Here is a 26,175-nt window from a genome sequence, read left to right as displayed (position 1 = left end):
GGCTAGCCATACTCATCAAGCCCTCTACGCTGGCAGCAATCTGTGAAAATTACGTAAAGTGTCAGTGTAAATACAGGGCGACGCTCCCCGGATCTCTACAGTACGGCTAATGTATCAAGTGGCAGCAAAATGATGACAAGCCGTTGGGGAATATTGCGATCGCTGACAGTTTTGGGCATGTTTGCAGGATTCAGCCTAGCCACTGAGGCCAGTGCGGCCATTTTAGTCGGTAATACTGCTCTGACCGATGATGGACGCGGCTACAACATCCTTCGCTTCGATGAACAGACAGGTGATTTTCTAGGAGAATTTATTTCTACTGGCAGCGGCGGCTTAGTTTCCCCTGATGATCTCACCTTTGGGCCAGACGGCAACCTCTATGTCAGCAGCGGCAATGATGGGGCTACGCCTGCAGTAGAACCCTCTGCCATTTTGCGCTTCAATGGCCTCACCGGAGAGTTCATTGACATATTCGCTACCAGTCCGACGCTGAATCGTCCCTATGGCAATGCTTTTGGACCAGATGGTAATCTCTACGTCGCCAGCTTTCTCTCCGACGAAATATTGCGTTTTGATGGCGTCACCGGGGCGTTTATTGACGTCTTTGCTACCGGAAATGGCCTACCAGGGGGGCTTAATGGGCCTAATGACTTACTGTTTTTACCAGATGGCAGCCTGCTCGTAACCACCCAGGGCAGCGTAGCAGTCAACGGTCAGCCGGATTTTAGCTTTAGCCTGCCCAGCCAAATTTTAAAATTTGATATTGCGACCGGAGCCTCTACCGTCTTTGCCGATCAGCCAATACCGACCCCTGATAGCTTTGGCTTCGTCAGCTTTTTGGGACTGGCAATTGGACCAGATGGCAACCTGTTTACCAGCGACTTTGCTAATGGCCTGCGCGTTTATGACTTAGAAACAGGCAACCTACTGCAAGCGATCTCAACTAACTACACAGGGACATCCCCCAGCAATAATTTCATTGGCAGTTTAGCTTTTACTCCCGACGGTGCCCTCTTTTCGACAGGCTTTGATTTTAGCCAAGCTAACTTAGGCGCAATCCTGCGCTACGACGGCGCGACGGGTGAGCCGCTGCCCTCAGCAGGAAATTCTGGTCCGATTTTTGTGCCAACTAATCCAAACTTGATTCGGCCAATTGGGGTAACCTATGCAGACTTGCCGCCCGTGCCGGAACCGGGATTAGCGCTGAGCCTGCTACCACTGGCGGCGCTAGGATTGAGGCTGCGGCGCATAGCTTAATCATTCACGGCAGGGAGAGCGATCGCCATACGTCTCAGGTTAGTTTGAGGAAGATCTTGAAGCAGTGAGTAACGAGAGGGACAAGCTAGTCGCGTTTGAAGTGCCAGCGAGCGAAGAAGCTGAGGCATGTGTCCGGCAGGCTGGGAAACAGCCTTTTGAAAGGATCGCCCTAAGCTATTAAAACGCTAGGTTTCGGGGCTTTCTGTAGCGGTAGTTAGCTGTTCGGAGAATTGCGGCGAGGGATCGAGCTGCTCAATTGACTTCATGTACCAGAGGATAACAATCAGCGGTAGCGCGTAGCGATCCCACTGCCAGGCTTTCATCATGATGAGGCAGTTGAAAATAATGGCCCAGCTAGCCAGATTGAGTTTAGCAAAGCGCCAACAGGCTAGCAGCGCTAATAGATAAAACAGGGCGTATTTAAGAATATCTAGGGGCAGCAATTCAGCCACTTTTATCAGATTACCGCTGGCTTCTAGAGCAGGCGGAAAGACAATAAAAAAGATCAGTAAGGCAGCCGCGATCGCGCTGTAAAACAGTTTGCGTGATTGAAACTGCTGTAACGGTAGGCGTCGGTAAAATAGAAAAAATTCAGGAATAACAAAGTACAGTCCAATAAAAGATAAGAAGTAGAGCGCCCCCCCCGGCTGTAGCGAAAACAGCGATAGCTGAACATCTGGCACCAAACGAGCTTCTAAACTTCTAGAGGGCGCAATACCGCCAAACAAAATAAACCAGCCAACTATAGTCGCTGCCGCTACCAGCGGCATCAAGATACGAAAATTAAGCGGCTCGCGCTTTCTAATCGCTGTAACAAACTCATAGGTACCCACAGCCAAAGGAAAAGCCAGCATATACTGCCGCGAGGCAATTCCTAAAATGAACATCACGCCGCTCCAGAAATGAGCGCTGCGAAAATAAAAAAAGAAGCCCCAGAAAACAAAGAAAGTAGCAATAATATCCGTATAGAATCGGCCACTTAGCCATAGATAGTAGGGAAATAGCAAAAGCCCCACAGCGGACAAAATAGATACCCAGCGGTGGGGCCGCCGAGGCCAGCCGATACACACAACAATGATGATAGATAGGCAAAAATTCAGTAACCGCCCGGCAAAAAGCCCGCCCTGAAACAAATATTCTAGAGCGCCATAAATAATGAAGGGGAGAGGCGTGTTTAACTCCGGATAAGATTTCAGCGTTTCTAAACTGGGTAAAAGACTATCACTAAAATACCGCTGAGTGGTTAGCCAAAAAGTGCGCTCGTCCCACCAAACTGGAGCCTGAAGACTCTGTAACCCGACGAACAAAGCGGTATAAATGAGGGCGATCGCGAAAATAAAGCCGAACTTGAGCTTGCTGGAGCGGCTCATTTCGGCAAAAATTTCAGAGGGAAAATATTTCATGACCTACCGTAACTCGTTGGCAAAAATTCACTTAAAACGGTATTGACAGTCAGCTAGGCTCTTGAAGTTTTAACAGTCCGCTGCTGAGTCATTTCCCAAAAGAAACCAGCCGCATTCGCCACCTGAGACACCAGCAAAACAGCAGTCAACGCTAGCCCATGCCGGGTCTGACCGTGGGTAAACGGATACTGCAAGAGGCTAATGTAGTAGCCGCCTTCAATCTCAAAGTTGCCCCAGCCTTTCTCTGCGCGAGTTTGGTGGAAGCGAAAAGCGCCGCGACCGTAGTTAAAGTGCTGCTTCCAGAAGCTTTTTAGGGTCATAGGATGGGCATGGTAAATGATCACTTCTGGAGCATACGTCATCGTGTAGCCTTTATGAATCCAGCGATCGCAGAGTTCACGATCCTCTGATGTTGTAAAACTTTCATCAAAGCCGCCCATTTCTAAAAACTGCTGCTTTGGCACCACCATGTTGTTAGAAGCAAAGAAACGAGCCTGCTCTCGATCTGAGTTGTAGTGGTCGTAGCCCATACTGATAATGTTTTGGCTGGTCATGGAAAAAGGATTGTCAGGCAAGGCGTTCACCGTCCGTCCCCCCACAATGCAAATCGGCTTTTTTTCAAAACAGGCTGCTAGTGCCTGAAGCCAGTCAGTTGCAGGCTGACAGTCATCGTCCGTAAAAGCAAGATAGCGCCCCTGAGCCTTGTGGGCCGCCTGGTTGCGGGCGGCGGCTGGCCCTGCATTGGCCTGGCGGATAAAAACGAGGTTAAGTCTGTCCTTAAACGGTTTCACCGCGTCAGTTAGCGGCACATCGCTGCCGTCATCCACCACAATCACCTCAAAGCGATCGCGCGGATAGTCCAGCCGGGTTAGACATTCCAAACAGGCCACAATCTGACGGGGACGATTGTAGGTAGGAATAATGATGGAGAAGACAAGTTTTTGGGCGGATTCCATAGCAAATAATGACATAGAGCTTTAAACAAGTATTTGCTGTCGCCTCTGCCGGGCTGCTTGTAAGGCTAACCAGCTCGGCATCAGGATCCAGCTTAGGGTAACGCCGACGTTGAAAATTGGGTCAGGCGGTGCAGGGACCAGTCTCAGGCTAGTAGGGAGAAGGTTGATCAAAATCGCGATCGCAGGCAGTAATTCGTTGTAAGACTGAGCCGTTAAATCCGGCAGTCCCTGTTTTTGCAGCCCCAACAGGACAACAATAGGTAACAGAATGAGCATGTCGTCATAGACTAAATAATAAGCCCAAAGCCGAGCGACAATAGCGCTCACTCCCAGCAAGAGCCAGGAATCTATCTGCTGATAGAAATAAATCCCTTTCCTGAGTAATAAAAACAAGATTAAAGCAGTCATTAGGTTAAACTGGCTAAGGTGCGAAGCGCCCAGATAGCTGTGGGATTTGTTGCCTGGTTTGGAGCCTTTTCATACTCCCAGCTTGCTCCTATCTTTCATCCATTTCAAACAGATAAACAGAAGCTTCTAAGCGCTGAAATTCGTCTACCTGCTGACCGACCTGAGCCAGCAACCTTAAGAGGACTGTCTCCTCATCAATAGAGGAGCGGCGATCATGGACGTGGGCAAAAAGCGTCCAGACCCGGCGGTACTGGCTAATTTGTCGCAGATCTGGCTCAAAAGCGTCCGGTTCGTAGCGCGTTACCGAGCCGACAATCAGGTGAGGGGGATCTGAAACCAGCGCCGGCTCAAACCAGTCTCCCTGGTAGGTCGCTGACGGCGGTGGTAGCTTGATATCAAAGCCGTATCGTTCGGCGTAATAACGAAAAGCATACTGAGCAGCATAATATAGGTAGAGCGTATCGCCCTTTTGCCAGTGATCCTGCAGGTAACCTAAAACGGGTTTGATGTCTTCTCGAACGCGCTGATACTCAAATCTGGGCGGTGAGCTAGGATCCTTTAAATTGAGGGCGGCGTAGTAAAGCGGATGGCTAAAAAGCAACAGCACTAACAGCAGCGCGATTAGCTGTGAGCCTGAGCGAATTTTGTTGAAAATTTCTTCGCCACCTGCGCCAATAATTAGTAAGACGAACGGAACAATAAACAGCAAAAGCTGTCCCTTGAAAGGATATTTCTGTAACCCAGAGGCCAACAGCACTAACGCTAAAGGCAGCACGAGCATTGAAAAAGTAAATCTACGAGTCTTAAATAAAACGACACAGCCCAGTAAAAAATAAAGCGCAGCAATACCCTGCAGAGCAATCCCCACCGGGTAGTCAAAAAAGGTGAAAAAGGTATCAAAAAACCACTTTAGCTCCGTCAAACTGGTGGGAGGTAGAGGCATAAACGCATTGTGGCTGCCGCCCCAAGATTCCTGAAGCTGAGAGTTGCTTACCAAGCCCTTCAGAGAAATCTGGTAAAACAGGATAAAGCTGACAGCGCCAAAACCGTAAGCAACTGCGTATTTGATTAGCTGACGCGATCGCTCTAGGATGGCAGGCACCATTAGACAAAGCCCCGTCCCGGCCAGAATAAATACAGAGGGATGAGAGATCCAGACCGATAGCGCTGCCACCACGGCAAAGCCAGCGGTAGTTGTCCAGGAAAGCCGCTCAGATTTTAGGCGAAAAGCTAGCAAACAAATCAGCACGGCAATGGCAACATCGGTAGAATACTGCTTAACTTCGGCTGAATAGTAAATTAGGCGATCGCAAAGCACAAACAAGCCCAAAGCTATTGGAATTGCTAAAGAACGGCGATGAAAAAGTATTCTAGCCAGCTTGAAAAATAAAAAGAGCGCCAGTAGACTAGACAAAAAAGGAAGCAGCCTTAAAGCATATTCGCCGTTATTAAATATCTGAGTCAAAAACTTTTCAACCACTAAAAAGCCAACGGGAGTAGCCTGGTTGTAAGTCAGCGGCTGAAATAACTCGCTGTAAGTTCTTTCAGTGATATTGAGCGCTAAAAAAGCTTCGTCAATCCAGAGCGATCGATCGAGTAAATACTGGTGCAGTCGCAGCAAGCAACCGATTGCCAAAAGACTGTAGAGCCAATAGTCAAAACTTAAAGCAGCATCAACTTGCTTTAGCTTCGGCATTTTACTTGGCAAACTAATTTTTTTCACAATGGCTCAGCCCAAAATCTATCAACTGTTCTTCAAGTCAAGACTGAATTAAATATTTGAACGAACTCATCAGCCGATTAAAGGCGACTCCCGGATGAATATAGAAAGCGCGAAACAAGCTGGAAAAAGCAGCTACCTTTTGACCCAAGCGATAGGAAAGTTGAGCATGATCATAGACAAAATCAGCATACATCTTGCGCCTTGATCGGAACGCATTTTTATATTTTTGAATTAAACGCTGAAAACTCTCCTGCCTTAAGCTTTTGTTTTTAGAGATTCGCGGTTCATGCTGGGTTCGTAGCAGGCGGTAGGTGATGTCAGGAATACCTACAATCGAGCAGGCAGGATTTAGCCGCAGAAATAGCTCTGAGTGAACTCGCGAACGAAAATTTTCGTCCCAACCGCCAATAGCCTGAATCAAGTTCCGTTCAACGACCAAGGTTTGTTTGGTGTTGTAGGAATATTCTGGCTCTATGTCCTCTAAGAAAAAATAGCAGCCTTTGGGCCGCTGCGGCGGCGGGACTCGTTTATGCTGACACCGCCCCTTTTCGTCAATAACTTCAATGCCTGAAATGACAGCTACCGGAGAAGGCAAATCGGACTGGGCCAGCGCCGCTAAAGAAACTTCGGCCATGTGCGGTAAAAGCTGATCGTCGTCATCTAAGTATGTAACCCAGCGCCCCTGAGCGGCCTCAGTGCCTATATTGCGGGCAGCAGCCCCACCCTGACTGGACGAGAGATGAATTATTTTTAGCTTGGGATGGCTAATGACCTGGCTAGGCGGCGTTGAGGCATCATCAACCACAATAATCTCAATCGACTCCAGCGTTTGCTGCAATGCGCTTTGAATAGCTTTTTCTAGCAGATGAGGTCGATTGTGAGTTGGAATAATAATACTCAGCAGAGGTTCATTCATTGAGGTAAATGCCAAACTGGTCCGGTAATGACTTTCTGAATTAATATCTATCTTTTAGAGAAAATAAGCGTTTTGTTTAAGAAAGTTTCTGTTCTAAGAATTATTAAATGTTTTTGTAGTTGGGTTTGGGCAAGAGCGAGAGTGCCGTATCCAGCAACTGCTTGAATAGCTTGGGGGCCAATAGCTTTAGTAACACTAGGTAGGTCACTGAGCCAATCGCAATTAGTACTATAAGCTGTGCTACGGGAAAGGCTGTTAAGTTAATAGTCTGCTGAGCGATGAAAATAGCTACTGCCATCAATATGGCGCTAGCCAAAGGAGCTAAAAGCTGACGTAAGTAATCTTGCATCGGCGCTTTAATCAACCGGCCAACAGCGCTTTGCTCGATGGGAAACATGATGGCTGTACGAACTAGGTAAGCCAAGCCGACAGCAGCAACTCCCCAGCGCACAGCCAGAGCGAACAAGCTGAGGTTTAAGATTGAACTCATTAGGCCAATCCATACTCGCCATGAAGGTTTGCCCATTGCCATGAAGATAGCTCCTTTGAAGCGGGAAACAGTGCGAAAGATGCCAGCTAAAGCCAGGAACTGTAAAACAGGCGCTGAAGGCAGCCACTGTTCACCAAACAGTAAAGACAAAATTTCTGGGGCTAAAATCGCAACTGCCAGAAAACAGGGAAAAGAAACTGTGCTGGTTAGCTGAGTTGCCTGATAAAAAGCCTTACGAAAAACAGATAAGTCCGAGGCTAGGCGTGAAAAAGTTGGCAGCGCTACCCGATTGAACGTATCGATCAGGAGCTGAACCATAATCTGTAAAATGCGGTAGGCGACGCTGTAGTAGCCTAAGGCTGTTGGCCCTAAAAAATAGCCGATGAGCAGGTCATCTGAGCGGGTATTAATAAATCCCAAAAAATTGAAAGCTAAAATATTAATGCCGAAGCTGAAAAGCTCTTTAAAGTGCCGCCAGGAAAACTGTAGTTTGGGCCGCCAGCTACTGGCTCGCCAAAGCACAATGGCACCGACTAATTCGTAAACCAGTTGCTGAACAACTAAACTCCAGACGCCCCATCCTAAGAGAGCGGCGCTAATGCCCAAAATACCGCTAATCAGTAAACCCAGCAGCGATCGCAAAGCGACAAACTTAAATTTAAACTGACGCTCTAATAGCGCTTCTTGCACACCTGTAAAAGAGCCGATCAGCAACAGCAGCGAAAAGCAGCGCAGAATGGGGGTTAGCTGGGCTTCGTCAAACCGGCTCGCAACAAAAGGCGCTAACAGAATACAGAGGCCCGTCAGCACCGAGCCGCAGACAATATTTGTCCAGAAAGCTGTGTGAGCGTGCTGAGGCTCAAGCTGCTGATGCTGAATCAGAGCTTTGGGAAAACCCTGATCTAAAAACACTTGGACAAACGCCAGAAAGACATTGGCTAAGGCCACTAAGCCAAAATCTTCAGGCTCTAATAGCCGCGCCAAGACAAAAAAGACTGACAGAGAGCCTAGCTGTCCCCCCCAATTTTGGAGAGTTGTCCACAGAACACCCTGTAAGACCTTTTGCCGAAAGTCTTTCATATCCTAGGCCGGAGGGTCCAAACGCTTTTGGCTTCTTTGATGCTGATAGGTCAAATAGCGATTGAGGCCATGTTCTAGCTTGGCGATCGCTCTAGCGACAAAACTGCTGCCGACGTTAAAGGTCAGACGACGGGCCAAAGGCTCAATCAGCGACATATAGCGCCGCCAGCCCAGCTTTTTATACTTGTTTTTGAAGTAGCCATCTTCTGCCAGTTGCCACTTATCGCGGAAGCGGTGCAGGCTCGATAGCGTCCAGGCATCGCTCCAGCGCAGCATATAGTAGTGCACATCGGACCAGTCTTGAGGCGCACCGGGCAGGTATGTGACCAATGAGTCAGGTTCAAAATAGACCGTTTCGCCGGTTTCGCGTACGCTCATGCAGAAATCTAGGTGCTCTTTGGTATTTAGCATGGTTTCATCTAGCTGACCCAGCTGATCAAAAACAGAGCGGCGGACTAGAACGCAGTGAAATTCTGCCAGTTCTGTGGGCGATCGCTTGAGTCGATGACGAATCGCCTCTACGGTTTTGCCCTGGTCGTACATTTTTTCGCGGACGCGGCGACGTCCGGTTTTATCGGTCCAGACATGAGCCTCGCCGCCAGCAAAATGGACTTCCTGATGAATCGGTTCATATTGGCACATCAGCGGCCCCACAATGGCGGCCTCCGTTTCTTGAGCACAGTTCAGCAGCGCTTCTAGCCAGCCGGGCGAGACAATCACGTCGTTGTCAATAAAGACTAGATAGGGCGTAGTGACCTGCTTTAGGCCCAGGTTACGGGCCTGGTTGGGGTACAAATAGTAGTCAGTGCTGACGATTTGGAAGCCGTGCTGCTGTGACTGCTGCTGCAGGTAGTGCCGTAAAGAACTAGGGGAGTTGCCGTCTACGTAAACCAGTTTGAAGGGTATTTGGGTATGGGCATAAATACTCTCCAAAGACTGACGGGCGCAGCTAAAGCGCTCTCGCGGCACCACCACCAGAGTGACAATAGGCTCGTGAGCCTTGGGCGTAGCAGCGGCTGAAGCTGCAGTTTCGGTCGTCGCTAAACTCATAAATCCTCCAAAATGAACTAAAAAGTGGTCTGTAAGACTGGCTTAGACGCAGGGGGAGTTGAAATTAGTAGCTGCTGATAAAGCTCCACAAGCTGGTCGTTGAGGCGAGTTAAGCTGTAATGCTTTTCCACAAAGGCGCGTCCGGCCTGTCCCATTTGCGGCCAAGCTTCGGCATGCTCAATCAGATACAGCAGCTTTTGAGCGATCGCGGCGGCATCTCGCTCTGGCACCAAGAAGCCTGAAATTCCTTCTTCCACCAGTTCCGGGATGCCGCCGTGCAGGGTACTCACCACGGGCAGCCCCATCGCCATCGCTTCTTTCAACACGTTGACAGGAGCATCCTGATCGCCATCGGCTGCCGTGATGCTCGGCGCGACAAAAAGGTGAACCTCTTTGAGCAAAGCAATCAGTTCAGCCTGAGATTTTCGCCCCAGCAGCTTGATAGTCTGGCTCATCCCCAGCGACTCAATTAGCTGCTCAAGCGAGCTTCTTAGTGGGCCTTCGCCTATGATCCAGTATTCAATGTTGCGGTAGGTTTGGTGGCACTGGGCGATCGCTCGAATCGCGTATTCAATTCCTTTTTTGTCTACTAGCCGACCGACCGTGGCGATCCGCACCGGCCCGGCGAGAGGAAAAGATCGCGCTTGAAAGGGAAAGCGGCTGCAGTCCAGTCCCGATCCGTGGACGCGAATTTTGTCTGGCGGACAGCCCAACTCAACGGCTCGCTGCTGAAAAAATTTGCAGTTAGCTAAAAAGTAATCTCCAACCTGAAACAGGCGATCGTAAACGTGGGGGCCTTTAAGCTGAATAAACCGGCTAATATCCTGCCCCCGAAACATGGTGAGCAGTTTAGCGCTAGGCGCATTCATGGCTTGGAAAGCCATAGCGCGAAAGCAAGAGGTGCCAAACTGGCAGTGAATGATGTCGTAGCGTTTTTTAAAGTTGGGAATTAGGCTGTAGAGAAGCCAAAGCGAAACAGCAGGCTCACCGCGCTTGAGAAAGTTAAGCGATCGCCAGGTATCGGTAGGCGACTGCAAAAAATGAGAGGCAGCAATGCCAATTCCCTCAATCACGCGCTCAAGCAGATTGACAGGAACTGCCGGAAAATAATGGGTTCGACTACGCAGGTCGTAGTCAATGACATCGCCATGCAGTTTGCTCCAGTCACCCGCAGCATCTGCATAAATGTCAACGCTATGACCTCGATCAATCAGTCCTGTAATCTGATTTAAAATGAACGTTTCAGATAGAACAGGAAACTCCCCAACGATAAATGCTATCTTCACACTCTTCTCCGGAACTTGCGCTGCAGAATATCTGAATGTACGGCTAGCTCAGTCTTTGCCCCGTCGGTTTAAACCCTAGCGGGTGAGGCTCCTAGCCTGAGCCGAATTTTGGCCCAAGCGCTGCTGTAGCGAACAAAGAAAATGACGAGTGAAACCTTGACCTTTTCGCTGATTCGACTCAGCTTAGAGCTTCTAAATACGCTCATCACATACATCACAGGCGGAATTAAATCCTGACCTAAGATGACGCCAAAAATCAGGTGATTCAGTAGCCTAGGGGGTATCCATTTCTGCTGGGTCAGCGTATAGGGCAGCGTGCCCTGGTGAAAGAAATGGTAGAGATTTCGGTTCAACAAGTCATAGTGTCCGCCTGCCAGCCGAATTGTTTTTTGATGAATTTGGGCGAGCGAAACTCTAGCCGGATGGGCCACTCGCACCTCTGCCCCATAAACTTGCTGATAGCCAGCGCGGTAAACCCGCTGTCCCCAGTCCAGATCACCGCCTGACTTCAGCGTTTCATTAAAAGGCCCAACGGCCTCAATCACCGCTTTCCAGGTGAACAAGTTTGCCGTAGCGCCATACTTCATGTCTCTAAGATGCTGCTCTTGCGGAAAAGCAGTGGCAATCTCAAATAGCTCAACGGCGGTGGGATGCTCGGCATCCTGAGGAAAAATTTCAATGTTGCCTGAAACTAAGCCACAGTGAGGATGCGCTAGCAGTTTCTGCACGCCTTTTTCTAGCCAGTCAGCCGCCGGAATGCAGTCAGCATCGGTAAAAGCGATCGCCTCTCCCTGAGCTAGCTGAATGCCGCGATTGCGGGCGGCATAGGAACCTGGCGTGGTTTCAACAGCGGCGATCGCCTGAGAAAATTGCTCAACTAAAGACAATATCTCAGCCTGGTTATCTGAATCGTTGTCAACAACAATCACCTGATAGTCAGACTGAGGATACGTCTGTTGCTCAAGTGCCTTCAGGCAGCGCTGTAGCCGGGCCGCATCATTGAAAACCGGCACAATTACTGAAACCTGGGGTAGCGCTTGAGAAAGTAGAGCCATCTTGCCTTGTCCCTGTTCTAAGCCACAACTGCCTGTTTGGGCTGATCGGCTGACTTCTCGGCAGGCTCTTTCATGAAGTCTTCGTGGTAAGACCGTTCGGTGTTGACTTCCCACAAGTCATGATTTTCACCCAGGATATTTCTAGCGGCTAGAATTCCAGTCAGCATTGAGTGATCCTGGTTGTTGTAGCGGTGCATGCCATTACGGCCCACCGTTTGCAGATTTTCAAACGTAGACAGGTAATCCTGCAGAACTTTGAGATGTTGACGATACTCACCGTCATAAACCGGATAGGCTTTGTACTGCCGAATGACGACCCCATCTTTAATCCGGTCAATGCCATCTACTAGGCCCAAATTGACCACTTCTTGACTGGCTAGCTTAATTAAGCCCTCATCTGCCATTTCCCACAGGTCGTCTCCTTCACTGCAGAAATATTCCATACCCAAGCAGGTTTTATCAGCATCTGGCACCATAGCCGGACTCCAGTTCTTGAAGTTCTGAATGCGACCAACCTTAAACGCGGGGCTATGAATGTAAATCCAGTTGTCTGGGAAAAGCTTGGGTTGATCAATCACCAGAGAGACAATCATGAAATCTCGGTACTTGAGGCCGTTAGCTGCCGCGAGCACCTCCGGCGGCGGCGGCGGATCTAGGCGCTTCAGCAAAGCCGAAACCGGCATACTAGAAATGAACTGGTCACCCGTAAACTCTTGAGTCTCACCCCCCTGCTCAGCCACGATATGGGTGATGCGCTTACCTGAGCGCTTCACCTGAGTCACATTCGTCTTGAGATGCACGGGCGATCCTTTCTGATCTAGGCGCTCTTGAAAGCGCTCCCACATCATGCCCGGACCTAAAATCGGGTAGTCAAACTCCTTGATTAGGGTTTTGGTGTTGTTAACCTTAAAGAGGGCATTGAGGACAGCTTTTTTCAAAGAGAGTCCCTTGATGCGCTGAGCGGCCCAGTCAGCCTGAATTTGCGTACAGGGAATGCCCCAAACTTTTTCCGTGTAGGTTTTAAAGAAAGTTTCGTATAGCTGCTTGCCAAAACGATTGGTCACCCATTCTTCTAAGTTGTTTTCAGTGGGCAAGGGCTTGACCTTGATCTTTAGATAGCTGGTTAGAATCTGAAAGCTATTTAAAATTCCCAGCTTTGAAAGGGCATCGAAAGGCTCCAGCGGATAGTTGAAAAACTTGCCATCGTAATAAATGCGAGAGAGCCGAGGCACACGAATAAATTCTTTGTCGAGAACCTCGTGCCAAAGTTTCTTGACCACCTCGACCTTGGTGAAAAAGCGGTGCCCGCCAATATCAAACCGATAGCCTTTGTAAGTTTCAGTTCTAGAGATGCCGCCTACTCTATCGGCCTTTTCAAGGACAACCGAGCTTTTGTTCTCCTTACTGAGAACGTAGGCAGCTGTTAGCCCAGCAGGGCCGCCGCCAATGACAACGGTTGGATAATGGTGCCTGACATTGGACATAGCTAATAAGATAGGTGCTTGAATTAGTTTGCTGAGGTTCCGATTAAGCGACGACGGGTCGCCAGCTTAATCTGTGAGAGATGGTGACGTGCTAGGCCAATTGCAAAGGCTAAGCCACTATAGAGAAAATAGAGCCAATGCCAGGGGATGACGCACGCTGTAAAACGCCAGCCTCGCTTATGCCGAAAGAAGCGGTAGACAGGCGCATTGATAAGAACTAGAAGCAGGGCGATCGCTAGAGAAAGTCCGAGAGCACTAGGCCAGAAGCCAGTTGTCAGCAGCGTTAGGAGCAGAGTGAAAGCCAAAATGACGCTGAGACGACTTGACCAATCTAGGTTCAAATCATTATTTAATTGTTGATGCCGTAAAATCAAGGCCGTCCAGGGCAGTGCCCGGTAGAAAAAATCTGCTTTGAGCATTGATAAGGGTTCCCATCGCTTCAAATGCTTCACCTGAATGTGTTTGCATAAGCGAATAGCGTAGCCATACTGCTTGAGGCGATATCCCAGTTCAATATCCTCAACGCAAGCCGCCCGGTAGCGCTGATCAAACCCCCCTACTTGCAAAAAGACTTCCCGCCGCACTGCGCCACAGGCACCCCAAAACGTAGAGGCTGCCTCATTAGAAATCTGGTGAGTGTAATGATGAAACAGGTTGCGATATTGCGACAAGAAATTGGCTGAACCTGGGGCATCATCATAAGAGCCAATCAAAGCGGCTACTTCAGGGTTAGTCTGAAACACTTCCATTACCCGGTGAACGGTTTCAGGATGGAGCGTCACGTCTGCATCGACGAAAAAAACAATATCGCCCTGGGCTGCCTTAGCCCCAATGTTGCGCGCCGTGGCTGGCCCACGACTGACAGGGCAGCGAATAACCTTTGCCCCAAACTGCTCCGCTATCCGCCACGAACCGTCAGTATCTCCATCAGAAACCACAATAACTTCATCGGGAATCAGACCTGTATGCAGACTGCGCAGACATTTTCGGAAAGACTCACCGCCGTTGTAGACGGGAATGACGACAGAAATTGTTGAAGGGATTCTGGAGGGTGGGTTAGGCATAAGAGGCTAAGGAGTAAGACTGACTAGGAGATGTGACAAGCTGGCCTGCAGCCGAAAAAACACGCCTGCAAGCGTCTAAAGTTTCAGGCAGGAACAATTTGCTGGTTAATACTGAGAGAAGTACGTACGTAAAACTTGAGCTGAATCAACAAGTAATACTTTTGACGCCAGACGAAGTTTGTGCGTAGCTCTTATTGCGATTGACCCCTATCAGTTTTTTAACGAACGTAACGAACATAGCGGATTGAAAGTTTCGGTAATTTACAATTCCTTCACAAAACAAGCTAGTTACGTAAAGTCCGCTAAAATGACTCATGAGAGGCTTTATCTATTTATTGACATAAATGTTTTCCTAAAAAATCCGTCTCAAGAGTGGTCTTAAATTCTTGAGACGGATGCATCAGAGACAATGTTTCTGGGCAACTTGAATCAAGTTGAAAGCTTTAATTAAGAGCCATTAAAGCTAAGTATTGATAAAGAAAACACTTACACTTAGTTCTTCGATTGTAGCAAAAGATACTTTTACCCGGCTGTTGTTAGAGCGACAGCAAAGCTTGGTTCAGCCAAAAAGCGATCGCTGCTGCGCCAATGGGTACCGTCAGGTTATCAATGCCAAATTTAGAAAATGCTTCTAGCCCGGTGGCAATAAGCCCGACTGCGATCGCAGTTATCCACGTTGGCCCAGAGACTCCTTGGACGCTCAGCAGCACCAGTAAGCAGACCAAGCTGCTAGCGATCGCCATTGCCAGAGAGCCTTCCCAGCTTTTCTGCATCCCTCCTACCTCGTAGGGATGCGCTCCAAAGTTTTGCCCGACCAGTGCCGCCAGTCCATCCCCCCAGGTCATAATCAAAATGCCGATAACGCCGTAGTGAGGTAGCTGCAGCGGCCAGAACCAGGCTATCAAGATGCCGATGCTAGCGGCATAGAAGAAAGTTCCTAAGCTGTCTCGACCGACGCTATCGAGTCCAGGAATTAGGGGTAGACGGTAAGAGATGAGAGCCACACAGCTAAACAGTACGGAGGCGGCAATGCCTAACCAGGCTGGAATAGCCAGCCACCAGGCAATGAGAATAACGTTGCCAACGCCAATATGAACCACTTTGCGGATAACTTCAGGCCCAGCGGTTGTGAACTGCTTCAGAGCAGTGGCCGTAATGCCGACTAAGCCAATCCAGAGGAGGACGGTGCCAGATTGGGTCAGCAGCGGAGCGTTCATTGGCAGGCAGGAGATAGCTAAAGACGGTTGAGACTCTGCAATTATCTCAGACTTCCTGGCGGTTCACCTCTGCCCGACTCTGTCCTGTCTGTACTGGCAGGGCAAAAATTTAGGCTGATTTGAATATCGGCTTGGGGGCAACTGACCCGTTAGACGATAAAATTTATGGCCTAATGATTGCATCGGCTGCTATCTTGAGGGACAGATTGACCTGTAGCCTAATACAAGCTTATTTTTTGATTCATGGGAAATACCTATCAGCGGGTCTTGCTAAAACTGAGCGGCGAAGCCCTGATGGGCGATCTTTCCTATGGTATTGATCCAAGTGTTGTTCAATACATCGCCCAGGAAATTGCAGAAGTTGTCGGCAACGGCGTTCAGATTGCGATTGTGGTGGGCGGCGGCAATATTTTTCGCGGGATTAAGGGCGCAGCAGCGGGAATGGACCGGGCGACAGCTGACTACATTGGCATGATTGCAACGGTCATGAACGCGATGACGCTGCAGGATGCTCTAGAGCAGGCTGAGATTCCTACCCGCGTCCAAACCGCGATCGCCATGCAGGAAGTGGCTGAGCCTTATATTCGCAGGCGGGCCATTCGCCATTTAGAGAAAGGCCGGGTGGTCATTTTTGGGGCGGGTTCCGGCAATCCTTTTTTCACCACGGATACAACGGCGGCTCTCAGGGCAGCTGAGATCAATGCCGAAGTTGTCTTTAAGGCCACCAAGGTAGACGGGGTTTACGACTCTGACCCCAAAGAGAACCCAGACGCTAAGCGGTTTCATACACTAACTTACAGTCATGTGTTAGCACATGATCTGAAGGTGATGGATAGTACCGCGATCGCCTTGTGCAAAGATAACAACATCCCCATTACGGTTTTTGACCTTTCGGTTCGCGGTAATATTTGCCGGGCTGTGATGGGAGAACCCATTGGCACGATAGTAGGGGAATCTTGTGAAGTTAGCTGAAGTTGAACAAACCATGAAAAAGGCGGTTGAAGCCACCCAGCGGGCCTTCAACACGATTCGCACTGGGCGAGCCAACGCCTCGCTGCTCGATAGAGTCATGGTGGACTATTATGGTTCACCTACACCGCTAAAGTCTCTGGCCAATATCAGTATTCCAGATGCTTCAACGCTGCTGGTTCAGCCTTTCGACCCCAGCAGTCTGAGCCAAATTGAGCGAGCAATTTCGCTGTCGGATGTCGGGCTAGTTCCTAACAACGACGGTAAGGTCGTACGGCTGAATATTCCGGCCCTCACCAGCGAGCGGCGTAAAGAGTTCGTCAAGCTGGCGGCTAAGTATGCAGAAGAAGGCAAAGTTTCGGTGCGCAATGTGCGCCGAGACGGCATCGATAGTATTCGCAAGCAAGAAAAAAACAGCGATATCTCTGAGGACGAGTCGCGAGATCTGCAAGATCAGGTGCAGTCGCTCACAGATAAGTACACCGCCAAAATCGATCAGTACCTAGCTGAGAAAGAAAAAGACATTATGACGGTATAGCCTGACCGTCATAACCAGGGCGGACACAATAGGCCAAATGTAGGGGGTAGCCTTTAACTGCGTAGATTCGATCGACGCAGTTGAGGGCAACTTCCAGGTTTTGATAGGTTCGCAGCACTTGTTCTTTGCCGTTAGCATACTGAATACAGACTTCCCAAGACATAAGCTTTATCCAAAAACCTAAGGGTGAACAGCAAACTCATAGTCTTTGAAGCTGTCAGAGCTGAGCGCTTATAGTTGAACTTCATCGCAGCTTCATCAACCTGGCTATAGTCATCCTATGGCTTTGCTCAGACTTTGTACTCCGCAAGACTCATGAACTACGTTGGCGAAAATTTACCTGAACCGATGCGGCCACAGCAACAGAGCTGCGGTTTTTACAGACGTTTTGTTCTCAATGTTTTTCAGTAGCTGTAGCAGAATTGGCAAAAACTTAGCAAATTGGTATGCCCTACGACAGTTGACTTTCACACTGAGGCTAGCTAGCAAATACTGTCTCCCATAAATCACTGAGCTCGACTACTTAAGTAGAAAAATCAAGTTTTATAAAACTGATTTGAAATCTCTTTGAAGAGTCCCGCTTGAATCTATGGCGATCGCTTAAATGTAGTTAGGCTATCACTGGTACTGCAACAGAAGAATGCCGTCTATCAGTATTTACGCTGTTTCTTAAACAAATCTGTGGGGACTAAAACTTTAGACAAGCCCACGAACAATTTCAATCATTGGGAGTTTTGTTTTCACCTATGTTCGACTGCATTATTGTCGGAGCCGGGCCTGCAGGCACAACAGTCGCCTATCACCTAGCTAAGCGGGGACGGTCAGTTTTAGTCCTAGAAAAAGCTAATTTACCCCGCTATAAGCCCTGTAGCGGCGCAGTGTCTCCCAGCGTGGCCCAGTGGTTTGACTTTGACTTCGCTCCGGCAATCGATCGCAAAGTAAACCAGGTTCGCTATACCTGGAAGCTGGGCGATCCGATTGACGCCAAGCTCGAAACTTCCGAGCCGATTTGGATGGTAAAGCGGGACGTTTTTGATCACTTCTTGGTGAAGCAGGCGCAGGCACAAGGGGCAGAAGTCCGGGATGGCGTAGCGGTAATGGGCGTAGAGTTCAAGGGCGATCGCTGGGTTGTCCAAACCTCTGAAGGAATTCAAGAAGCTAAGTTTTTAGTCGGTGCTGACGGCGCTAAGGGTAAGATGGCTGAGTGGCTAGGGTTCAAAGAGCCGAAGCTAAGACAGGTTGGCATTCTAGAAGTCAAAGCGCCCGCCGCCGTCAGTGAGAATGACGCGATCAACTTCGAGTTTGGCCTAGTTAAAAACGGCTGTCTGTGGAATTTTCCCAAATCAGACGGTTTTTCCATCGGAGCGGGCACTTTTCTAGGCAGCAGCTTAAAAGAATTTCGCTCCTCCATTGAAAAATATCTACCTGAGTTTGGGGTGACTTATGACCAGGGCACTGAATATGTAGATTCGCTGAAGCTCTGGGACGGCAATCGCCCGCTGCATACCCTCAACGCCGTGATTGTGGGAGAAGCCGCCGCCGTTGTCGATCCGCTCACAGCGGAGGGCATTCGCCCTTCTATCTATAGCGGCGTGAAGGCAGCAGAGGCGCTGGATCAGGCGATCGCGGGCAGTCCAGATGCCCTACAGGGTTATACCGATGTCATGCATCAGGAATGGGGCGCAGACATGCAGTGGGCCCAGCGGATTGCCGGAATTTTCTACCGGATGCCGGGGGTTGGCTATCGCGTCGGCATTAAGCGCCCTACTGCCACCAAGCGGCTAGGTCAGCTCCTAGCGGGGGATATTCACTATGCCGATATTGCCGGTCGCGTGCTCAAGCGGCTCAGCGGCAGCTTGATTCCTGGAATGCGCGGTTAATTTCCCACCTGTCTTAAGCCCAGGCATCTCGCGTTTTAAGTCAGCTACGATAAAGATAAGGGCGTCGGCAGTCGACGTCCTTAAATCGGTTGGTGCAGCATGGGATAAGATGACTGCTGCAGAGTTTGATTGTTCATGAAGCCTCAGTATCGGCTGGTTCAGCAGGTTGCCAGATTCTTTCCTGATGCCGTTTTCTACAAGCCCACCGCCGCGCGGGCTGTAGCGCTGACAATTGACGATGTCCCCACTCCAGATGAGCCTGGAGATGCTTCAACCCGGCAAATCTTAGCGGCGATCGCCGATCACAATCAGCACCTCGGCCCCCTAGATACGCCTGCCCAGGCTACTTTTTTCATTATTAGCAGCCATCTCAACGACGATGGCGAAATTTTGCAGCAAATGCGGCAGCAGGGGCACGAAATTGCCAACCACGGTGCGGTAGATGACCTAGCCGCCTCTTTGGCTCCTGATTTATTTCACCGTCATATCCAAACCGCTCACCATCGCATCTTTACCTTTGCCGATCAGCCTTTGCGCTGGTATCGGCCCGGCCGGGGCCTCTACACCCCCAGCATGTTGCAGGTACTGAAACAGATGGAAGGCTATGAGCCGCGCTTTGCCTTGGCCTCTATGATTCCGTTTGACACTTTTCGCTTCGCCAATGAGCCGCAGTTTACGGCTTGGTACGTCTCTCAGTTTGTCTTTCCGGGTGCGATCTTGGTGCTGCACGGTGGTTCAGTAGAACGAGCTCAAAACACGGCGCGAGTACTCAAGAATCTGCTACCTGCCTTAACGCAACAGGGCTATCAGATTGTGACGCTCTCGCAGCTTTGGGATCTGACGTAAAAATTCAAAGTAAAGTTATGACGATCTTGTGGGGCTTTGAAGTGTAAATCACCTTCTGGGCTAGCCGTTTGGCTTATAACTAGACAAGCTGCATCTGTCTTAATTGCTCTTTAGAACTTCTGATCTAGCAATGACAGCCCTCCACTCAATTCTTCAGTTTTTGCTTCAGCCGCTTGAGGTGGCTATTGCGCCGCTGGACGTTTCAGCATTAGCAGACGACGCGCCCAATCCAGATTTACTGCAAAATCTCAATTCAGCTTTTCTAATTTTGCTGGCAGGCGATCGCCATCCTCAGTTCAGACAGGCTCAAGCCTGTTTAGAGCAGCTAGCTCAGGCCCCTCAGTGGCGAGAATGGGCTGAATTTTATCGCCGTAGCGCTGAGCAAATTCAAGCAGAACTGGAGCAACGCATCCAACAGGATGCCACTTTTGCCGCCAAGCTGAAGCAAGTCCAGACTGCACTAACGGAAGAACCAGACGATCCGGCGATCGCGGAAATGGTTTGGTCAGTCTTTTTCCCAGAGGGTACCGGCGTTCTCGGTCAGGAAGCCGATCGGGTCGAAGCGCTCCGGCAGCAGCGGACAGTTAAGATTAGCCAGCTCAATCCGGAGCCGATTCAAGATCCGGCTAAACAAATTCTCTTCACCTCTAATGCACTGCTGACGGTACCCCTCAGCAGCGCCGATCTCTCCAACTTTGACACCGACTTTGAAGCCCAGATTACCCAAACGCTAGAAGAACCTCAGCTTTACTGGTATGACCATCCGATTCCCATCGGGACCCGCCCGGAAAATAACGAAATTCTCTACGGCCTCAAGCACCTGAATCAGGCGATCGCGGCAGAGCATCAGTCCCAGGCTTCGGCCAAAGTCAACTGCGTGCTGTCAGTATCTGTGACCCACAAGCGACTCCAAACATTGGGCAAGCTCTATCTGCACAACGTGTTGGCCGCCCATGAACCGCTCGACTATCTCAACATCTTTGCGTTCACTGAAGCCGACACCCAGGCGCTGATTGAGCAGGTTTTGCTGCCGATTGTCGATCGCTGCTGCCCTGATCAGCACGCGGCTGAGCTGCTGCTGGTATTTGGCGTCGATGGCCGCTACGGGCGGCACTACAGCTTCTTGAAGGCGATCGCGGCGCTGTGGCACGTTCTAATTAACCCGGAAATCAAAGCCACCTTCAAGATTGACTTGGATCAGGTCTTTCCGCAGCCAGAACTGATTGAGCAAACTGGCGCTTCGGCTTTCGAGCATTTCCAGACGCCGCTGTGGGGCGCGGTGGGTGAAGACGCAACCGGTCGCCCGATTGAGCTAGGCATGATTGCCGGAGCACTGGTGAATCAGCGGGACATTCACAAGGGCGTTTTTACCCCGGATGTGACTTTCCCAGACGTCAGCCTCAGCCCCGACGAACATGTTTTCTTTAGCAAGCTGCCTCAAGCCCTTTCTACCGAAGCGGAGATGATGACCCGCTACGACGCCAATTCTGTCCTAGACGGCGAGAACGCCTGCCTGCAGCGGATTCACGTCACCGGCGGCACTAACGGCATTTTGGTGGACAGCCTGCGCCGCTTTCAGCCGTTTACTCCCGGTTTCATCGGTCGGGCCGAGGATCAGGCTTATCTGCTCTCAACTCTGACCCAGCCGGAACGTTTGGGCTATGCCCACGCCTCGGGGCTGATTATGCGTCACGACAAGGAGGGCTTTGCTCAAGAGGCGATCGCAATGGCCAAGGTGGGCAAGCAGATTGGCGACTACCTGCGAATCTTAATGTTCTCAGCTTATGCGGAGGCGCTGCCCCTAAGCGTGGATGAAATCAAAGCAATTACTAATCCCTTTACGGGCTGCTTCATCTCTCACCTGCCAATGACGGTGGCGCTGCTGCGGTTCTCGCTGAAGGTGGCGACGCTGTTTGACCAGGGCAAGACGGCAGAAGCGGCTGAGTTTATGCGGGTGGGAATTCCTCAAATTCAGGAATGTCTAGATTTCACCCAGGGCGAACCCAGCCCACTGCAGCAAGCCTATGAGCGGGAACAGCAGGGCTGGCAGCTTTTCTATCAGGGGCTGAACGGAGTGGAGAAGGCGCTGCAGGCGGATGAAGACTGGGCGATCGCGGTGCAAAAAGCGGCGCAGCAAATCGTTAATAACTGCTGGGTAAACGCGCCGGAAGCCTGAACTTATGAGCAAGATCAAAATCCTTCTCCGCTAGTACAGCGGTTGATTCAGATTAGGGCAATACGACAGACAGCAAGCTCTGCTGATGAATCCCCTCATAATTGCTGCTTGACCCGCATGGGTTAGCGAAGCGTAACCCACCTACTGGACTGACACAGCTAAAATAGGGAGTTAAGTAGGGTGCCGTTAGCGAAGCGTAACGCACCAGATTCAATGGTTTCAGTCTGTTAGCAATTTGCACTATTTTAGGTGTGTCGCGCCACTACAAATGCATAAGGCGATCTACTTACCTATCGCAAACTTTCTCCTATCTCAATGCGGCTACCGTTAACAAAGTCCCAGCCTGACTGCGATCGCTTGCCGCTTGGTTTCACTTCAGCTAGCAGCAGCAGCCCCTCTCCAGTCGCCACGACTGGGCCGTAACCTTTGACCAAGCTGACAATTTCACCCGGCTGAGCGGCTACCAGGGAGGCTCGATCTAAGGCTTGGCTGGCGGCGGCCAAATCTGGCATCGCGGCAGACCATTGCGGGCGGTAGGGCGAATCGAGGGGGACGGTGGCGGTAATTTTGATCGGGTCGTTGCGGAACTGGCTGAGGCAGTTGGGATAGAAACCGCGCACCTGATTGTGCAAGGCGATCGCCGCTTTCGACCAGTCCAGGACGTAATCTTCTTTTTGAATCAGAGGAGCATAGGTCGCCTGCTCGTCAGCCTGCGGTTCAGGCGTCAGCATTCCCTGGTCGAGCTGAGTCAGCGTTTGAGGCAGGGCATCGGCGCTGAGAGCCGCCAGGGTTTTCGCTAAATCCAGGGCATTGTCCAACAGGCCAATCGGGACAGCCGCCTTGAGCAGCATTGGTCCTGTATCCATCCCCGCCTCCATCAGCATCGTCGTCACCCCCGTCTCGGCCTCGCCATGATAGAGGCTCCACTGAATCGGCGCGGCCCCTCGGTAGGCAGGCAGCAGGGAGCCGTGGGCGTTGATGCAGCCCAACCGGGGAATATCCAGAATTTCCTGAGACAAAATCTGGCCGTAAGCAATCACCACGAAGGCGTCGGCGGCCAAGTTGCGGAGCTGCTCAATCGTTTGCGGCGATCGCTTAATGCGAGCTGGCTGCAGGACCGGGCAGTTAGCCTGCGTGGCGATCGCTTTGACTGGCGACGGCATCACCTGCTTACCGCGTCCGCGCCGTTTGTCGGGCTGGGTGACGACAGCGGCCACTTCAAAATCAGGATGGTGCAGCAGCCTTTCTAAGCTGGGGACTGCAAACTGGGGAGTACCAAAAAATACAATACGCATGTCTAAACCAGAGCCGCTCATACAGCAGTGTCAGCCTAAACGGGCGGTAAAGCAAGGTAGTCACGGGGCCAGCGCCTCATCTGGAGTGCTGGGCTGGCGCGTTTTGAGGTTAAACCGATAGCCGTGGGGCAAAATGTGCAGCTTGACGCCAAAGACCGCCATTGCCTCATCCTTCAAAAGCTGCGAGAGATTGTTGTGGCTGGTTGCCGACTCATCTACCACCGTCACTGCCCCCTCCCCAATTACCTCTAGCTCATCCCCCTGCACAATCACCGCCGTATTTTCGTCAATCCCCAAACCCAACACGCTCGGCTCCAGCAGCAGCCCTGACAGCAGCCGCCCCAAGCGACCCCGCTGGGCAAAGTGCTGATCCACCAAAACCTGGGTCAAAAAACCCATGCCTCGGCTCATTTCCACCGCGTCTAAATAGGGATGGCTGGTAGAATCTCCATCAGCAATCATCGCCTCTGACATAATGGCCGCGCCAGCACTGGTGCCGCTAATCACCGCGCCTTCCCGGTGACGCTTGTGCAGTAGGTCTTCTAGCAGCGAGTCCTGCACCATACGAATCACCCTAGACTGGTCACCGCCGGTAAAAAAGACCCCCGTCGCATCGGCCACAATTTCTAAAAGCTGAGGCTTGTTAGCATCGTCCGGTGCCTCAGTATGGACAATATCAACAGCTGCTGCGCCGAGCCGTGTAAACACCCGGTCGTACTCGGCGCCGGCTTCGTGGGGATAAGCTGTCGCTGCGGTTAAAACGGCAATATGAGCATCCGTGCCCCCCGCCAGTCTGACAAATTCTCGCAGGATAGTGCAGTTGTCGTGCTTATCTTCTGCCCCCCCAATAATCACCAGGGGGCCTTTAGCTTCAGTCGAGGACGGCATATTATTCATGGGCAAATAAGCTTTCAGCGCGGGCAGACTTAGCCTTCATATTCAGTAGCAATCTCAATCTCGGTCGTTTCTTCATTGATCGAAATATAGAGAATATTAGGGCGGCAGCAGACCTGACAGTCTTCTACATAGGACTGGGTGCTGCCGGCACTGATGTCAATAAAAGTAACGTTGGGTTCGCCGCAGTAAGCACAATAGAACTCAGCCGTGTTTTGCATAGAGCTTTGGCATAGGGGTGTAAAAGGGACAGGCGGCCAGCGATCGCTTCTGAGCCGATAATCCCTATCTCAGGGAGGACTCTCAGATTTGGATAAACCAGCTAGCCTTTAGCTAATAAAGGCTTACAGGGGAAGGTCTGCATGAAGGTTGGCGCACAGTATTTGGGCGATCGCCGCTGTCAGTTTACCGTTTGGGCACCGTTTGCGAAAGATGTGACCGTGGTGTTTCCAGAGCAAGGCCGGGAAGCGACCTTGGAGCAAGAGGGCGAGTACTGGCACGGCATCGTAGCAGAGGTAGCCCCCGATACGCTTTATCGCTTATGCCTCGATCAGGGGGACGCCTATCCCGATCCGGCCTCTCACCACCAGCCCAAAGACGTACATGGCCCCTCAGCCGTGGTCGATCACGGTTTTGACTGGCAGTGTACTGACTGGTCCGGCTTGCCGCTGGAATCGCTGATTATCTACGAGCTACATGTGGGCACCTTCACGCCAGAAGGCACTTTTACGGCGATAATTCCGCGTCTGCCAGAGCTGGCCGAGCTGGGCATCAATGCCATTGAAATTATGCCCGTGGCCCAGTTTCCGGGCGATCGCAACTGGGGCTATGACGGCGTGTATCCCTATGCGGTACAGCACTCCTACGGCGGGCCGGCAGGGCTAAAGCAGCTGGTTGATGCCTGTCACCAGCAGGGGATGGCGGTGATTCTAGATGTGGTCTATAACCACTTCGGCCCAGAAGGCAACTACACCAGCAAATTTGGCCCTTACTTTACCGAAAAGTACCGCACCCCCTGGGGCAGTGCCATCAACTTTGATGATGCCCATAGCGAAGGCGTCCGCAATTACGTCACCGAAAATGTTCTCTACTGGCTGCGGGACTACCGCATCGACGCCCTGCGCCTAGATGCGGTTCATGCCATCTATGATTTTGGCGCTAAGCATATTCTGCAGGATCTAGCCGAGGCGGTGACTGAGTTTAGGCAGCAGCATTCGCGTCAGTGCTACCTAATTGCCGAAAGCGATCTCAACGATCCCCGCATTCTGCGGCCTCAGGCGCAGGGCGGCTACGGCGTCGATGCCCAGTGGAGCGATGATTTTCACCACGCCCTGCACACGCTGCTGACCCAGGAAAATCAGGGCTACTATCAGGACTTCGGCACCTGTGAGCAGTTTGCTAAGGTGCTGCAAAAAAGCTATGTCTACACCTGGGACTACTCTGCTTTTCGGCAGCGACGCCACGGCAACGATCCCAGCGATCGCCCCCCGCATGAGTTTGTTGTCTGCAGTCAGAACCACGACCAGATTGGCAACCGCATGTTGGGAGAGCGGCTGACCCAGATGGTGTCCTTTGGCGGGCTAAAGCTGGCCGCAGGGGCCGTGCTGCTGTCGCCCTATATTCCGATGCTGTTTATGGGAGAGGAGTATGGAGAGAAATCGCCCTTTGTCTATTTTGTCAGCCACTCTGATCCCGACCTGCTCGAAGCTATTCGGAAAGGCCGGGCTGAGGAGTTTAAAGACTTTCACGCCACGGGGGCACCGCCAGAGGCCGCTGACATTGAAACCTTCAAGTCTTGCCAGCTCAACTGGGCTGAACGGCAGCAGGGGCAACATGGCGCGCTGCTAAATTTTTATCAAGAGCTGATCCGGCTACGGCGACAGCTTCCGGCTTTGCAGACTAGCGATCGCCGTGACTTTACCGCTTTTTATCAAGAGCGCGATCGCCTGGTCGGACTGCACCGCTGGCGGGACGAACAGGGGGCATTGTGCCTGTTTAACTTTGGCAATGCCACCCTCGCGTATCAGGTAGAACAGCCAGGAGATTGGCAAAAGCGATTAGATTCTAGTGATGAGCAATGGCAAGGGCCGGGCGCGATCGCTGCCGCCAAAGTCAGCACGGGGGAAACCGTTTCTTTGCCGCCGCAGAGCCTCGTTTTATATGAAAAACTAGCCTAAACTTCTCTTCT

Annotated in this window: 23 protein-coding genes; 7 read left to right on the top strand and 16 right to left on the bottom strand. The window is 51.0% G+C overall.

Going from position 1 to position 26,175, the window contains the following annotated elements; all coding sequences use genetic code 11:
* Nucleotides 1-132: 132 nt before the first annotated feature.
* A complete protein-coding gene (locus QJQ48_RS04135) occupies nucleotides 133-1,257 on the top strand; it encodes a Vgb family protein (RefSeq protein ID WP_346289934.1) in 1,125 nt (374 codons plus the stop codon).
* 185 nt (nucleotides 1,258-1,442) lie between these two features.
* On the opposite strand, the gene QJQ48_RS04130 is transcribed toward QJQ48_RS04135, so the two are convergent.
* The 12 genes from QJQ48_RS04130 to QJQ48_RS04075 all read right to left on the bottom strand — a co-directional run bounded on the left by QJQ48_RS04130 (nucleotide 1,443) and on the right by QJQ48_RS04075 (nucleotide 15,389).
* Nucleotides 1,443-2,660 (bottom strand): hypothetical protein, encoded by a 1,218-nt coding sequence (locus QJQ48_RS04130; protein WP_346289933.1) that lies wholly within the window; start codon nucleotides 2,658-2,660, stop codon nucleotides 1,443-1,445.
* A gap of 53 nt (nucleotides 2,661-2,713) precedes the next feature.
* Nucleotides 2,714-3,631 (bottom strand): glycosyltransferase, encoded by a 918-nt coding sequence (locus tag QJQ48_RS04125; protein WP_346289932.1) that lies wholly within the window; start codon nucleotides 3,629-3,631, stop codon nucleotides 2,714-2,716.
* A 6-nt stretch (nucleotides 3,632-3,637) separates the two neighbouring features.
* A complete protein-coding gene (locus tag QJQ48_RS04120) occupies nucleotides 3,638-4,024 on the bottom strand; it encodes a hypothetical protein (protein WP_346289931.1) in 387 nt (128 codons plus the stop codon).
* Nucleotides 4,025-4,112: 88 nt separating this feature from the next.
* Complete coding sequence (locus tag QJQ48_RS04115) at nucleotides 4,113-5,720, bottom strand: glycosyltransferase family 39 protein (RefSeq protein WP_346289930.1); 1,608 nt, start codon at nucleotides 5,718-5,720, stop codon at nucleotides 4,113-4,115.
* 64 nt (nucleotides 5,721-5,784) lie between these two features.
* Nucleotides 5,785-6,663, bottom strand: a complete 879-nt coding sequence (locus QJQ48_RS04110; protein WP_346289929.1) for a glycosyltransferase family 2 protein — start codon at nucleotides 6,661-6,663, stop codon at nucleotides 5,785-5,787.
* Between the two features lie 103 nt (nucleotides 6,664-6,766).
* Nucleotides 6,767-8,233: a lipopolysaccharide biosynthesis protein gene (locus QJQ48_RS04105; RefSeq protein ID WP_346289928.1), complete on the bottom strand. Its 1,467-nt coding sequence runs from the start codon at nucleotides 8,231-8,233 to the stop codon at nucleotides 6,767-6,769.
* A gap of 3 nt (nucleotides 8,234-8,236) precedes the next feature.
* Nucleotides 8,237-9,283, bottom strand: a complete 1,047-nt coding sequence (locus tag QJQ48_RS04100) for a glycosyltransferase family 2 protein (protein WP_346289927.1) — start codon at nucleotides 9,281-9,283, stop codon at nucleotides 8,237-8,239.
* A 17-nt stretch (nucleotides 9,284-9,300) separates the two neighbouring features.
* Nucleotides 9,301-10,569: a glycosyltransferase gene (locus QJQ48_RS04095; protein WP_346289926.1), complete on the bottom strand. Its 1,269-nt coding sequence runs from the start codon at nucleotides 10,567-10,569 to the stop codon at nucleotides 9,301-9,303.
* A 68-nt stretch (nucleotides 10,570-10,637) separates the two neighbouring features.
* The gene (locus QJQ48_RS04090) at nucleotides 10,638-11,624 is read right to left on the bottom strand and encodes a glycosyltransferase family 2 protein (RefSeq protein WP_346289925.1); all 987 of its coding nucleotides are present in this window, start codon (nucleotides 11,622-11,624) and stop codon (nucleotides 10,638-10,640) included.
* A gap of 17 nt (nucleotides 11,625-11,641) precedes the next feature.
* Nucleotides 11,642-13,108 carry an NAD(P)/FAD-dependent oxidoreductase gene (locus tag QJQ48_RS04085; RefSeq protein WP_346289924.1) on the bottom strand — a complete coding sequence of 489 codons (1,467 nt, stop codon included), beginning with the start codon at nucleotides 13,106-13,108 and terminating at the stop codon, nucleotides 11,642-11,644.
* A gap of 23 nt (nucleotides 13,109-13,131) precedes the next feature.
* Nucleotides 13,132-14,172 (bottom strand): glycosyltransferase family 2 protein, encoded by a 1,041-nt coding sequence (locus QJQ48_RS04080; protein WP_346289923.1) that lies wholly within the window; start codon nucleotides 14,170-14,172, stop codon nucleotides 13,132-13,134.
* A 536-nt stretch (nucleotides 14,173-14,708) separates the two neighbouring features.
* Nucleotides 14,709-15,389: a diacylglycerol/polyprenol kinase family protein gene (locus QJQ48_RS04075; RefSeq protein WP_346289922.1), complete on the bottom strand. Its 681-nt coding sequence runs from the start codon at nucleotides 15,387-15,389 to the stop codon at nucleotides 14,709-14,711.
* 243 nt (nucleotides 15,390-15,632) lie between these two features.
* Here QJQ48_RS04075 and pyrH point away from each other — a divergent pair, with 243 nt between their 5' ends.
* On the top strand, nucleotides 15,633-16,361 hold the full coding sequence (gene pyrH / locus QJQ48_RS04070; RefSeq protein WP_346289921.1) for a UMP kinase: 729 nt from the start codon (nucleotides 15,633-15,635) through the stop codon (nucleotides 16,359-16,361).
* Nucleotides 16,348-16,896 (top strand): ribosome recycling factor, encoded by a 549-nt coding sequence (gene frr / locus QJQ48_RS04065; protein WP_346289920.1) that lies wholly within the window; start codon nucleotides 16,348-16,350, stop codon nucleotides 16,894-16,896. The genes pyrH and frr overlap by 14 nt, the downstream gene beginning before the upstream one ends.
* On the opposite strand, the gene QJQ48_RS04060 is transcribed toward frr, so the two are convergent.
* Nucleotides 16,883-17,059, bottom strand: a complete 177-nt coding sequence (locus tag QJQ48_RS04060) for a family 2 glycosyl transferase (RefSeq protein ID WP_346289919.1) — start codon at nucleotides 17,057-17,059, stop codon at nucleotides 16,883-16,885. The two genes, frr and QJQ48_RS04060, sit on opposite strands and share 14 nt — an antisense overlap.
* 583 nt (nucleotides 17,060-17,642) lie before the next feature.
* On the opposite strand from QJQ48_RS04060, the gene QJQ48_RS04055 reads away from it, so the two are divergent.
* The 3 genes from QJQ48_RS04055 (at nucleotide 17,643) to QJQ48_RS04045 (ending at nucleotide 21,798) form a co-directional block, all read left to right on the top strand.
* Nucleotides 17,643-18,776, top strand: coding sequence for a geranylgeranyl reductase family protein (locus tag QJQ48_RS04055; RefSeq protein WP_346289918.1), 1,134 nt, complete (start codon nucleotides 17,643-17,645; stop codon nucleotides 18,774-18,776).
* A gap of 135 nt (nucleotides 18,777-18,911) precedes the next feature.
* Nucleotides 18,912-19,622, top strand: a complete 711-nt coding sequence (locus QJQ48_RS04050; RefSeq protein ID WP_346289917.1) for a polysaccharide deacetylase family protein — start codon at nucleotides 18,912-18,914, stop codon at nucleotides 19,620-19,622.
* 130 nt (nucleotides 19,623-19,752) lie between these two features.
* Nucleotides 19,753-21,798 (top strand): hypothetical protein, encoded by a 2,046-nt coding sequence (locus tag QJQ48_RS04045; protein WP_346289916.1) that lies wholly within the window; start codon nucleotides 19,753-19,755, stop codon nucleotides 21,796-21,798.
* A gap of 290 nt (nucleotides 21,799-22,088) precedes the next feature.
* Here QJQ48_RS04045 and fmt read toward each other — a convergent pair whose 3' ends face one another.
* Genes fmt through QJQ48_RS04030 form a run of 3 tightly spaced genes read right to left on the bottom strand, consistent with a single transcriptional unit; the run spans nucleotide 22,089 to nucleotide 24,208 of the window.
* Nucleotides 22,089-23,093: a methionyl-tRNA formyltransferase gene (gene fmt, locus QJQ48_RS04040; protein WP_346289915.1), complete on the bottom strand. Its 1,005-nt coding sequence runs from the start codon at nucleotides 23,091-23,093 to the stop codon at nucleotides 22,089-22,091.
* A 60-nt stretch (nucleotides 23,094-23,153) separates the two neighbouring features.
* On the bottom strand, nucleotides 23,154-23,981 hold the full coding sequence (locus QJQ48_RS04035; RefSeq protein WP_346289914.1) for a cyanophycinase: 828 nt from the start codon (nucleotides 23,979-23,981) through the stop codon (nucleotides 23,154-23,156).
* Between the two features lie 38 nt (nucleotides 23,982-24,019).
* A complete protein-coding gene (locus QJQ48_RS04030) occupies nucleotides 24,020-24,208 on the bottom strand; it encodes a CPXCG motif-containing cysteine-rich protein (RefSeq protein ID WP_346289913.1) in 189 nt (62 codons plus the stop codon).
* Between the two features lie 141 nt (nucleotides 24,209-24,349).
* Here QJQ48_RS04030 and treZ point away from each other — a divergent pair, with 141 nt between their 5' ends.
* Nucleotides 24,350-26,164: a malto-oligosyltrehalose trehalohydrolase gene (treZ, locus tag QJQ48_RS04025; protein ID WP_346289912.1), complete on the top strand. Its 1,815-nt coding sequence runs from the start codon at nucleotides 24,350-24,352 to the stop codon at nucleotides 26,162-26,164.
* Nucleotides 26,165-26,175 lie beyond the last annotated feature (11 nt).

Origin of the sequence: Sphaerothrix gracilis Ecp01 (genome assembly GCF_030405905.1) — a bacterium.
GTDB lineage: Bacteria > Cyanobacteriota > Cyanobacteriia > Phormidesmidales > Phormidesmidaceae > Sphaerothrix > Sphaerothrix gracilis.
The sequence above is the reverse complement of the archived record's forward strand: the minus strand, read 5'-3'. Positions and strand labels throughout refer to the sequence as shown.

Bases quoted from the DNA above. Each gene is read 5' to 3' on its own strand.
- QJQ48_RS04135 (WP_346289934.1), top strand. From the start codon at position 133: ATGACAAGCCGTTGGGGAATATTGCGATCGCTGACAGTTTTGGGCATG.
- QJQ48_RS04130 (WP_346289933.1), bottom strand. From the start codon at position 2,660: ATGAAATATTTTCCCTCTGAAATTTTTGCCGAAATGAGCCGCTCCAGC.
- QJQ48_RS04125 (WP_346289932.1), bottom strand. From the start codon at position 3,631: ATGTCATTATTTGCTATGGAATCCGCCCAAAAACTTGTCTTCTCCATC.
- QJQ48_RS04120 (WP_346289931.1), bottom strand. From the start codon at position 4,024: ATGACTGCTTTAATCTTGTTTTTATTACTCAGGAAAGGGATTTATTTC.
- QJQ48_RS04115 (WP_346289930.1), bottom strand. From the start codon at position 5,720: ATGCCGAAGCTAAAGCAAGTTGATGCTGCTTTAAGTTTTGACTATTGG.
- QJQ48_RS04110 (WP_346289929.1), bottom strand. From the start codon at position 6,663: ATGAATGAACCTCTGCTGAGTATTATTATTCCAACTCACAATCGACCT.
- QJQ48_RS04105 (WP_346289928.1), bottom strand. From the start codon at position 8,233: ATGAAAGACTTTCGGCAAAAGGTCTTACAGGGTGTTCTGTGGACAACT.
- QJQ48_RS04100 (WP_346289927.1), bottom strand. From the start codon at position 9,283: ATGAGTTTAGCGACGACCGAAACTGCAGCTTCAGCCGCTGCTACGCCC.
- QJQ48_RS04090 (WP_346289925.1), bottom strand. From the start codon at position 11,624: ATGGCTCTACTTTCTCAAGCGCTACCCCAGGTTTCAGTAATTGTGCCG.
- QJQ48_RS04085 (WP_346289924.1), bottom strand. From the start codon at position 13,108: ATGTCCAATGTCAGGCACCATTATCCAACCGTTGTCATTGGCGGCGGC.
- QJQ48_RS04080 (WP_346289923.1), bottom strand. From the start codon at position 14,172: ATGCCTAACCCACCCTCCAGAATCCCTTCAACAATTTCTGTCGTCATT.
- QJQ48_RS04075 (WP_346289922.1), bottom strand. From the start codon at position 15,389: ATGAACGCTCCGCTGCTGACCCAATCTGGCACCGTCCTCCTCTGGATT.
- pyrH (WP_346289921.1), top strand. From the start codon at position 15,633: ATGGGAAATACCTATCAGCGGGTCTTGCTAAAACTGAGCGGCGAAGCC.
- QJQ48_RS04060 (WP_346289919.1), bottom strand. From the start codon at position 17,059: ATGTCTTGGGAAGTCTGTATTCAGTATGCTAACGGCAAAGAACAAGTG.
- QJQ48_RS04055 (WP_346289918.1), top strand. From the start codon at position 17,643: ATGTTCGACTGCATTATTGTCGGAGCCGGGCCTGCAGGCACAACAGTC.
- QJQ48_RS04050 (WP_346289917.1), top strand. From the start codon at position 18,912: ATGAAGCCTCAGTATCGGCTGGTTCAGCAGGTTGCCAGATTCTTTCCT.
- QJQ48_RS04045 (WP_346289916.1), top strand. From the start codon at position 19,753: ATGACAGCCCTCCACTCAATTCTTCAGTTTTTGCTTCAGCCGCTTGAG.
- fmt (WP_346289915.1), bottom strand. From the start codon at position 23,093: ATGCGTATTGTATTTTTTGGTACTCCCCAGTTTGCAGTCCCCAGCTTA.
- QJQ48_RS04035 (WP_346289914.1), bottom strand. From the start codon at position 23,981: ATGCCGTCCTCGACTGAAGCTAAAGGCCCCCTGGTGATTATTGGGGGG.
- QJQ48_RS04030 (WP_346289913.1), bottom strand. From the start codon at position 24,208: ATGCAAAACACGGCTGAGTTCTATTGTGCTTACTGCGGCGAACCCAAC.
- treZ (WP_346289912.1), top strand. From the start codon at position 24,350: ATGAAGGTTGGCGCACAGTATTTGGGCGATCGCCGCTGTCAGTTTACC.